A 10,000-nucleotide genomic window follows, 5' to 3' on the forward strand; every position below is an offset into this window, starting at 1 on the left:
ATGGGGATAAGACCGTGACCTTCACTCGACTTCTTTGCCTGTCGGCCTCTCTGACAGCCCTCACCCTCGGCGGCTTCGCGCCGCACATCGCGCAGGCGCAGACCGTAGCCTCGCGCACCATAGACATCGATATCAAGGCGGGCGCGCTCGATACCGCCCTGGTGCAGTTGTCGCGCGTAACCGGTGTGCAGATCGTCGCCGATCCGACCCTGACCAGCGGCAAACGCACTGCCGCCCTTAGTGGCCGCCTCAGCCTTGATCAGGCCCTGACCCGTCTGCTGCGCGGTCAGTCTCTGGCCTATACGATGAAGGGTGAGGTCGTGGTGATCCGCGCCGGTCAGGTGCAGACCTCGGCCCCTGTCGCGCGCACGGCGGCGGCCAGTGCCCCGGCCGCCAGTGCTGAAGCCCCCGTCCGGGACGAGCCCGTCGAAGAGGTCGTCGTCACCAGCTTCCGTAACTCGCTGTCGAAGGCGCTCAACGAAAAGCGCCGCGCCACCAATGTCGTTGACGTCATCAATGCCGAAGACATCGGCAAATTTCCCGCCAACAATATCGCCGAAGCGCTTCAGCGCGTACCGGGTATCTCCATCACGCGCGACCGCGGCGAAGGCCTGTTCGTGCGCGTGCGCGGCCTTGGCCCCAATTTCCAGAACGTGACCATTGATGGCCGCAGCGCCGCCGTGAACGAAAACGTGCGCGATTCCGGCCAATCGGGCCGTCAGTTCCGCTTCGATACCCTGGCCACCGAAATGGTCTCCGGCGTTGAAGTCATCAAGTCGCCCCTGGCCGCTATGGACGAAGGCGCCATTGGCGGGACGGTCAATCTGCGTACCTTCAAACCGCTCGACTTCAAACGCCCGACCTCGGCCATCAGCCTGACCTCGACCTATGTCGAACTGGCCAAAAAGACCGACCCCAAAATGTCGGGCCTGTGGAGCTGGAATAATGAAGACCGCACGCTGGGCGTGCTCGTGTCGGCCAATTACGGCATCCGCAGCCTGCGCTCGGACCGCATCACGGGCGTGAGCTGGACGACGGGCAAGGTTGATGTCAATGGCGACGGTGTGACCGACACCACCTACGTGCCGAGCGCCGTGCGCCCGACGCTGGAAACCGAGCGCCGCGAACGCTGGGGCGTCACGGCCGCCGTGCAGTGGAAGCCGCGCGAAGGCACCGAAATCTCGCTGTCGCACCTCTATTCGCACCTCGACGACTTCTATGACGAGCTGACCTATTCGGCGGACTTCGTCCTCTCCAGCCTCGTTGCCAACACGGGTCAGGTCCGCGATGGCGCGCTGGTCGGCGGTCGCACCACCTCGACCAGCACCCAGATCGGGCGTGAAATCGACTATCTGGTTCACGACAACCAACTGACCGATCTGAGCATCAAGCAGAAGCTCGGGGCGTGGGATTTGAGCGGCAGCCTCTATGTGGCGCGCGCCTATTCCAATACCGACCAGCCGATCACCCGCACCCGCGTGCTGGGCGCGTCCGGCGGGCTCGACTTCTCCCTACCGCAGGTGGGTGACGGCGTGCCGACCCTGACCTTCCTGACGCGCAGCCTCAGCGACCCGATCCTGCCTTTCCGCCGTCTGGAATGGCGTGTCAACGACTCGCTGGATGAAGAAAACGCCGTGCAGTTTGACGCCAAACGTGAGTTGAGCTTCGGCCCCTTCAGCCAGATTTCGGCCGGCGTGAAGGTCCGCGACCGGTCGCGCCGCTATAACCGCCGCGACATCAACTTTACCCGCGATCTGAACGGCAAGACGATCGGCGGCAACAACACCCTGTTCGGCCGTGACTATTACGACACCATTGCCGTCGATAACTTCCTGGGCGAAGTGGGCGCCACCCTGCCCAAGACGTGGCTGAGCCCGAACCGTGATAAGTTCATGGCCATCCTCGATATGTCGGCCATCGCCAATACGGCGCCGGCGCGCGGCGACCTGCGCAACTCCTACTATGTGTCGGAAAAGATTTCGGCGGCCTACACAGCGGCGGATATCGACACGCAACTGTTCGGACGCACCCTGCGCGGCGAAGTGGGCGTGCGTTACGCCGAAACCGAGCAGGTGTCGCAAGGCCACGCCGATACGGGCACGGCCGCCCTGCCGGTGCGTTTTGAAAAGACCTATCGTGACACCCTGCCAAGCCTCAACCTCGTCTATGAGGTGACGGATCGCGTGCAGGTCCACGCCGCTGCGGCCAAGGTCATCACCCGTCCGTCTCTGGCCGATCTGTCGCCGCGCCTGACGCTCAACTCATCGGGAACCGTGTTCACTGCCGTCGGTGGCAACCCACTGCTCGATCCGTTCGAAGCCAATCAGTACGATCTGACGGCGGAGTGGTATTTCGCGCCGGGTTCGGCCCTGATCGGTGGCCTGTTCTATAAGGACATCACCACCTTTGTGTATAACCAGAACACCACCATTACTATCGACGGTCAGAACTACACCCTGACCGCCCCGGTCAATGGCGGCAATGCCTGGGTGAAGGGCATGGAACTGGCGTGGCAGCAGAACTTCCGTGACCTGCCCGCACCGTGGGACGGTCTGGGCGCTCTGGCCAGCTATACGCGTACCGATTCAGAGGCGGCCTATTCGGCCACCCTCACCGACAAGATGCAGAACGTGGCCCAGAACAGCTACAACCTGACGGTCTATTACGAGAAGGACCGTCTGGGGGCGCGTCTGTCCTATGCCTGGGTGGATGATGTGCTGGCCTCGGTCGGCACCGGCGGTCTGGCCAGCCTGAATGACAAGGCCTATGGTTCGCTGGACGGCAATTTCAGCTACAAGATCGACGATCAGTTCACGCTGGTCATCGAAGCGCAGAACCTGACCAACGAGGCCCAGTGGCAGTTCACGCAGAACGGCCAGTTCGGCGGCTACACCTTCAATGGCCGCAGTGTCTCGGTGGGCGTGCGCGGTAAATTTTAACTGTACAATCCAGCGGGATCGCGTATCTGAACCCGCCCATTTTCGCCTCATGCCCAAAAGTGTATTCAACTTTTGGGCATGAAGCTCTGGCCCTGCCGGTCCCTCTCCAGAGCCGGCGGGGCTTCCTTTATCTATGGAGGCTCCATGAAGTCCCTGTTCGTCTGCCTGTCCCTGTCCGTTCTCTGCGTCGCCCCGGCTATGGCCGAGGCCCCGGCCCCTTTGTCGCCTGAGCTGCGGGCCGCGCTGGCCCGCACGCCCAATACGAAAAAAGCGCGCAACATCATCCTGTTCATCGGCGACGGCATGGGCATCAGCTCGGTCACCGCCGGGCGTATTCTGGCCGGGCAGACGCGGGGCGCGGACGGGGCCTCCTATCGCCTGACCTTTGAAGGCCTGCCCTATACGGGTCTGTCCAAGACCTATTCGGCGGACAAGTTTGTCACCGACTCTGCCAACGGCATTTCGGCCATCACCACGGGCGTCAAGACGATCAATGCCGCCATCGGCGTCGATGCGACGGTCAAAAGCAATGACTGCGCCTCATCGCTGAAAGGCCGCATCCCGACCATCGCCGAAACCCTGAAAGCGCAGGGCAAGGCCACGGGTATCGTCACCACGGCGGGTCTCACCGACGCTACACCGGCCGGGGCCTATGGCCACGTGCCGACGCGCGGCTGGCGCTCGGATGCCGAACTGCCCACCGAGGCGAAACAGGCCGGCTGTATCGACCTCGCCCGCCAGATGATCGAAGCGCCGAAGGCCATGCGCCTTGATGTGGCACTCGGCGGTGACCGCGCGCGCTTTGTAACGTCCGCACAGGGCGGTAAGCGTCAGGATCGCGACCTCACGGCCGACTGGCGCAACCTGCCCGGTGCCGTGGTGGTCACCGACAAAGCGGGACTGGCCGCCGTCAATACGAAGACCACAAAGACCCTGCTCGGCCTGTTTGCTGATGGTGACCTGCCCTCGGTCGTCGATCACAAGGGTCAGGGCCCGACACCCACTCTGGAAGAGATGACACGCAAAGCCATCTCGGTCTTGTCGCACAACAAGGACGGCTTCTTCCTGCTGGTCGAATCCGCCTCCATCGACAAATGGCACCACGAAAACAACGCCTACCGCGCCCTGACCGACGTCGATGAGCTGGATAAGGCGGTGAAGGCGGCGCTGGAGATGACCGACGCCAGCGAGACGCTGATCATCATCACCGCCGACCACAGCCACGGCCTGACGCTGAGCGCCGGATCGACGCGCAATGAGCCGATCCTGGGGCTGGCGCGCAAGAACGGCGTCAATGAGCCGGACAAAAACGGCCAGCCGCGCCTGACGCTGAACTATGCGACCGGCCCCGGCGCGCGCCCCGCAGGCAGCCCGCCGCTGACGGAAGAGGAGGCGCTATCGCCCGACTTCCATCAACTGGCCCTGACGCCCATGTCGAGCGCCCAGCACGCGGGCGAAGATGTGCCCGTCTATGCCTCTGGCCCGTTTGCGCACCTCCTGACAGGGACGGTGGAATCGACCTTCCTCTATCAGGTGATGCGCTACGCTGCGGGCAAGCCCTGAGGCCGGGGCTCGGCAGCTTCAGGCTGGACGATCCGGTTGCGCCGGGTGGGGGTCTGCGCCCTCAGCGTTCAGACTGCGTAGTAGCAGACCGCGAAACCCCTCCCGGAACTGCGCCAACGCGTGGCTGATGATGAGCAGTTCGGCTTCACTGGTCACCCCGTGCCGCTCCTTCATGACGCGGCACTGATCATAAACGCCTGACAGTTGCCGCGACATGTCGGAAACAAGCTGCTCCAGCGTGGCATGGGCCTCGGGCGGTAAGGACGGCACATCGTCGAGATAGACCACGCGCGACTGAGACTCGCCGTGCGGAGTCTTTGGGGTCTGTGTCATGACACACGCACCGTCGCCAGGAACTTGTCCATCTCGTGATGCAGGCGTTCGGCCTGAACGGCGAGTTCGGCAGAGGAGTTTTGCACCTGCACAGCGGCCTCCCCGGTCTGCTCAGCGGCCTGCGCCACGCCGGTGATGTTGGAGGTCACCTCCTGCGTACCGACCGAGGCCTGATTGACGGCCTGAATGATCTCCTGCGTTGCGGCATTTTGCTGCTCGACCGCCGAGGCGATGGCTGTGCTGGAGTGGTTCAGGCTCTGGATCGTACCCGCAATGTTGCGCATGGTCGTCGCAGCGCGCTCTGTCGCCTCCTGAATCTTGGCGACCTTTTCAGAGATGTCCGTCGTGGCTCTGGCGGTTTGCGAGGCCAGCGCCTTGACCTCAGCGGCGACAACCGCAAAGCCCTTACCGGCTTCACCCGCCCGCGCCGATTCGATGGTGGCGTTGAGAGCCAGCAGGTTGGTCTGGCTGGCCAGACCGGCGATCAGATCGACTACGCCGCCAATGGAGGTGGCGGTTTCGTTCAGTTCGCTGACCACGATCTGCGCTTCTTCGGCTTCACGCACCGCCGTTGCCGCGACCGTCGCCGAGGTTTCGACCTGACGGCCGATTTCGCCGACAGAAGCGCCCAGCTCCTCCGTAGAGGCGGCGACCGACGTGACATTGGCCCCGGCCTCTTCGGCGGCAGCAGAGACGGCCACCGACTGCGCGGAAGCCTCCTGCGCCGTGGCACTCAACTGCGCGGCCGCCGCCTGCATTTCAGTGGCCGCACTGGAGACGAGGGTTACGATACCGCCCACCGACTTTTCGAAATCGTCAGCCAGGCCCAGCATGATTTTCTTGCGCTCCTGCTCGGCACGCAGCTTCTGCTGAGCAGCTTCGGCTTCCAGTTCACGGGCCCGCACCGCATTGTCGCGGAAGACAACCAGCCCCTTGGCAATATCGCCGCATTCATCGCCACGGTTGGCACCGCTGATGTCCGTTTCGAGCTGACCATTGGCCAGTTTGCGCAGCTCATCCACCGAACGGTTGAGTGGCACCGAAATACCGAAATGCGACATCAGAAGGCCGAGAGCCAGACCCGAAACCACACCCACAGCGGCCACACTCACCATGACCCAGGCCGCCTGACTGCCCTGCGCCTTGGCGGTTTCGGCGGTCTTTGAGCCCCGCGCATCAATGCGGTCCACATAGGCCTTGACGGCCGCTTGCAGCTTATCGGCCTGCTTGCGATTTTCAACGACCTGACTGTTGATGTTACGCTGCGCCTCAGTAAGCGACACCTGACTGCCCACGCTGCGCGCCAGCTCATAGGTTTTGTCTAAACCTTGCAAATATTCAGCATATTCCGCCTGTATCGTATCAAGCTGACGCTTTTCGTCGGCGTCTGCCGTTTCGTAGGCCTTTTTCAGACGCTCAGAAAATTGCTGGCGATTACTGTCTACGATCTCGCTGGACGCTCTTATGTTTTGTGCCGAAGGATCAGCGGCGACGCGATACTCAGAGCGATTGAGAACTATGGTGTTCTGGTTCATGCGCGCGCCCAAGGTCGCTGCGGAATTAACCTGATCAACCGTACCCAGATTTTCGTTCAGAAAATTGATTCTGGTTACGCCAAACGCTGAGATTACAACGGTTATCAATCCCATCATGATGATGAGAACCAGTAGTTTTGTACCGATACGCAAGTTTTGCATTTTGGCCCCCGATGACCGGTGAATACGAATAACGCCCCAAGGCGTTCGTCTCGGCATCAGGACCACCCGCCCCTCCGCCGCTATGCGCTCTGTTGAAGACCCAGAAGACTTTCGGATCAGACGGACCGCACCGGTAAAAGGTTAAGTATGTCGGTAAACAAAAGCATGTGGCGCAATGCGACAGAAGGACACATTTGCGACATAAATTGACAGCTTGGCTGTCATTTTGCGGCATCAGAGGGGCGCGTTTGCAACCAGAACTGTCAAAATGCATTTAGTGAACGCGGGCACCTCTAAGGTATAAATTAACCACACCCTGTTCATCCCACGCACAGCGATATACCACCACAAGCCTCCCGCCGATAGGTGAGGTTTGCTGCTTCCATCGCCTCGACTATGGCCAGAAGGCTGGACGATCGGAAAGTTTCTGTCAGAGGGCCTGAACTGGTGAGGATGCGATTGACAGTGGAGGTCGAAAGCCGGGCGCGAGTTGCCAGTTCAGCATAATTCCAGCCCAGCGCCGCACACCCCGCCCTCAGCAGGGGCGCACTCAACTGGCTGATCAGCGCGCCGTCGGTTCGGCCGCTGAGATTAGGCATAATCGTTACCGGCGCATAACTGATGTAACCGCACCACCCCGAGATCGTCTCCTTTTCGTAATAGGGCGCGCCCCTGAGGTGATATGATCGCGTCTCGCCATCCGAACCCATGACGTAGACGGGGACGTCAAAAGGTCTGGCCTGTTGTCCGATATCCAGCAGTTTTGCCGATAGGGCATCACGATGTTCCGGGGGCACGATCTCCATGTATCGGCGGCCCAGTAGCGAGCGGTCAAAGACCAGTTCATCACGCCCGGTATAGTCGATCAGGTTATACTCGCAGTCTGCCCACCACAGACCCTTCATCTTCCAACTGCGCATCGCCTGTTCGCGCTGCTTGTCGAATTGCTCAAGTCTCTGAATATTATAAATTTCCGACGAAACTTCTTTCAGAAGCAGCAGGTTAAGCCCGTCAAAGTCCGGCCCTTCAACATGACGGAATTCGATCTGCACATGGCGCTCCGTGCGCCCGGCCGCCTGCAAACGGACGGTTCGCCGACATGGCAGGGTGCGCTTGGTCAAAAACGACAGGTCGAGAAGCAATTCCGGCCGGTCATCCGGGTGCACGGACGCCAGAAAGCGGGGGCGTAAGGGACCATTACCTGAGTCATAACCGATAAAATAATCAAGTGATCGCGAGCCTGTCCACTCACCGCCATCAAACGGAAACGCAATCCACGCAATACTGTACTTTTCCTCGATCAAAGACAGTATGTGGCTTGATGACAGAACGGCCATTTGGCGGCAACCCAACTTGCTCAGAGATGATCAAGGCCATCTCTCCGGCATGATATTTCCTTGAAACTGGAATTTATATACACGCGTGCCGCGACCAAAGACAAGTTAAGTATAAAATATAACCCTGTGCTCTGGAAGGCTGCGGGCCTTCCCAATCATCTCCGTCTGATCCGTGTCCTTTGCCTGAGCGTAATGGGGTCATGTCACAACGTATCGGGATCATCGGGGCCGGGATCAGCGGTCTGTCGGCGGCGCAGCGGCTCATCGCGGCCGGCCACGCCGTCGATCTGTTTGACAAGGGCCGCGGCCCCGGCGGGCGTATGTCCACGCGGCGCGAGCGGATCAACGATACGGCGTACCTGTTTGACCACGGTGCGCAGTATTTTACCGTTCGTGATCCGCGCTTTGTGTCTCAGGTCGAGCATTGGGTACAGCACGGGCTGGCCGCCCGCTGGCCAGACGCCGGGCCGGACGCCTTTGTCGGCACGCCCATGATGTGCTCGCCTCTGGCGCATCTGTGTGAGCGTTTTGGCGTGCGTTTCGGTACCCGTATTACGGCCATCACGGGCGCGCCGAGTGCTTGGTATCTCAGAGCCGAAAACGAGACTTTCGGCCCCTATGCGCAGGTGATTGTCGCCATCCCGTCCGAACAGGCGGCTGATCTCTTGACGCCGTGGGCAGTGGATTTTGCGCAGACAGCCCGCGCTCACCCGTCGCAACCGTGCTGGACCACGATGGTGTCTTTCTCGGAAGACCCGCCCGACCTTGCGCCCGTGATGCGCATTCCGGGGCCCGTGCTGGCGTGGGTCGCTAACAATGCCGCCAAGCCGGGCCGCGCGAAAACCAGCGCCTGGGTGCTACAGGCGACGCCCGACTGGACGGCGGCCTATATTGATCTGAGCCGCGAGGACGCCGCCGCCCCGATGTTCGCGGCCTGGCAGGCGCTGGTGAGCCACCCCCTGCCGCAACCGGTCCTGCTCAAGGCGCACCTGTGGCGCTATGCCCGCACAGGCGAGGGTGTGGACAGCCTTCTTTATAATAAGGCGCTGGGTCTCGGGCTCTGCGGCGACTGGTTGAAGGGACCGCGCGTCGAAGCGGCATGGCTGTCTGGCCTCGAACTGGCGGAGGCCCTCCTTGCGGCCTGAAGCCCTGACCCGTGCGCAAGCGCTTGAGCGGCTCAGCGCCTTCCTGCCGCGTGCCGGAAGCGCCTATGGCCGTGAGCGCAATATTGACCCCGGCCCCGAGGAAACCGGGCACGTGTCACGACTCTCACCCTATGTGCGTCACCGCCTGATTGGTGAATGGGAGCTGGCGCGGGCAGCCGAAAAGGCGCATGGCACCTCAGCAAGCAAGTTTATCGATGAGGTATGCTGGCGGGCCTACTGGCGCGGTTATCTGGAGATGCGGCCGGCGATCTGGGCGCGCTATATGGATTACCTGATCAGCGATGAGGCCGAAACCACGCGCAGCGGGGAGACTTACCGCTCGGCGATTGAGGGGCGCACAGGTATTGACGCCTTCGACGTCTGGGCCTCTGAGCTGATCACAACCGGTTATCTGCATAATCATGCCCGCATGTCGTTTGCCAGTATCTGGGTGCATACCCTGCGCCTGCCGTGGCAACTGGGCGCAGCCTTTTTCCTTGAGCATCTGCTCGATGGCGACGAAGCGGCCAATACCCTGTCGTGGCGCTGGGTCGCCGGGCTACATACGCCGGGCAAGGTCTATCTGGCGTCAACGGAGGCGATTGCCACCTGCTCCGCCGGGCGGTTTCGACCGACCGGATTGGCGCGAAACCCGGCCCCGGTTGTCATGGAGCCACCGCCCCCCGTGGTGACCTTACCGACCGCTCAACCGGCCCCACGCGCCCCCTCGGTCCTGCTGGTGACATCCGAAGACCTCGGCGCGGACGGGTTTCGATTGGCGGAACAGCCGATCGTCGGCGTGGCCGCGCTGGTGACGGGCAAGGCCCCGGTCGCGGCGGCTACGGCCTCGGTGGCGCAAACACTGGCACAGCAGATCGGAACCGAGGTCCGCCTCTTTAGCTCGCGTGCGGAACTGGAAAGCGCCTTGAGGTCGTTCGGGACGCGCACCCTGCTCACCAGCCGCCTGCCGGTCGGCCTGACGCGGG

Annotated in this window: 7 protein-coding genes; 4 read left to right on the top strand and 3 right to left on the bottom strand. The window is 61.9% G+C overall.

The window, feature by feature from the left end; translation table 11 throughout:
* Positions 1-14: 14 nt before the first annotated feature.
* The gene (locus LDL37_RS08395; RefSeq protein ID WP_290796685.1) at positions 15-2,939 is read left to right on the top strand and encodes a TonB-dependent receptor; all 2,925 of its coding nucleotides are present in this window, start codon (positions 15-17) and stop codon (positions 2,937-2,939) included.
* A 144-nt stretch (positions 2,940-3,083) separates the two neighbouring features.
* Positions 3,084-4,502: an alkaline phosphatase gene (locus LDL37_RS08400; protein WP_290796688.1), complete on the top strand. Its 1,419-nt coding sequence runs from the start codon at positions 3,084-3,086 to the stop codon at positions 4,500-4,502.
* An 18-nt stretch (positions 4,503-4,520) separates the two neighbouring features.
* On the opposite strand, the gene LDL37_RS08405 is transcribed toward LDL37_RS08400, so the two are convergent.
* The 3 genes from LDL37_RS08405 to LDL37_RS08415 form a co-directional block, all read right to left on the bottom strand.
* Positions 4,521-4,835, bottom strand: a complete 315-nt coding sequence (locus LDL37_RS08405; RefSeq protein WP_290796691.1) for a hypothetical protein — start codon at positions 4,833-4,835, stop codon at positions 4,521-4,523.
* Entirely contained in the window at positions 4,832-6,589 is a 1,758-nt protein-coding gene (locus LDL37_RS08410; protein ID WP_290796693.1) for a methyl-accepting chemotaxis protein, read from the bottom strand. The genes LDL37_RS08405 and LDL37_RS08410 overlap by 4 nt, the downstream gene beginning before the upstream one ends.
* Before the next feature lie 263 nt (positions 6,590-6,852).
* Positions 6,853-7,869 (bottom strand): hypothetical protein, encoded by a 1,017-nt coding sequence (locus LDL37_RS08415; RefSeq protein WP_290796696.1) that lies wholly within the window; start codon positions 7,867-7,869, stop codon positions 6,853-6,855.
* Between the two features lie 200 nt (positions 7,870-8,069).
* On the opposite strand from LDL37_RS08415, the gene LDL37_RS08420 reads away from it, so the two are divergent.
* Together LDL37_RS08420 and LDL37_RS08425 are read left to right on the top strand one after the other, a co-directional pair.
* Complete coding sequence (locus LDL37_RS08420; protein ID WP_290796699.1) at positions 8,070-9,014, top strand: NAD(P)-binding protein; 945 nt, start codon at positions 8,070-8,072, stop codon at positions 9,012-9,014.
* The coding region (locus LDL37_RS08425; protein ID WP_290796702.1) for an FAD-binding domain-containing protein at positions 9,004-10,000 on the top strand (997 nt) is incomplete at its 3' end. The genes LDL37_RS08420 and LDL37_RS08425, both read left to right, overlap by 11 nt.

The organism is Asticcacaulis sp., assembly GCF_020217185.1.
GTDB lineage: Bacteria > Pseudomonadota > Alphaproteobacteria > Caulobacterales > Caulobacteraceae > Asticcacaulis.

What these genes read in the sequence shown, in the direction of transcription:
- LDL37_RS08400 (WP_290796688.1), top strand. Translation starts at nt 3,084, where the DNA reads ATGAAGTCCCTGTTCGTCTGCCTGTCCCTGTCCGTTCTCTGCGTCGCC.
- LDL37_RS08405 (WP_290796691.1), bottom strand. Translation starts at nt 4,835, where the DNA reads ATGACACAGACCCCAAAGACTCCGCACGGCGAGTCTCAGTCGCGCGTG.
- LDL37_RS08410 (WP_290796693.1), bottom strand. Translation starts at nt 6,589, where the DNA reads ATGCCGAGACGAACGCCTTGGGGCGTTATTCGTATTCACCGGTCATCG.
- LDL37_RS08415 (WP_290796696.1), bottom strand. Translation starts at nt 7,869, where the DNA reads ATGGCCGTTCTGTCATCAAGCCACATACTGTCTTTGATCGAGGAAAAG.
- LDL37_RS08420 (WP_290796699.1), top strand. Translation starts at nt 8,070, where the DNA reads ATGTCACAACGTATCGGGATCATCGGGGCCGGGATCAGCGGTCTGTCG.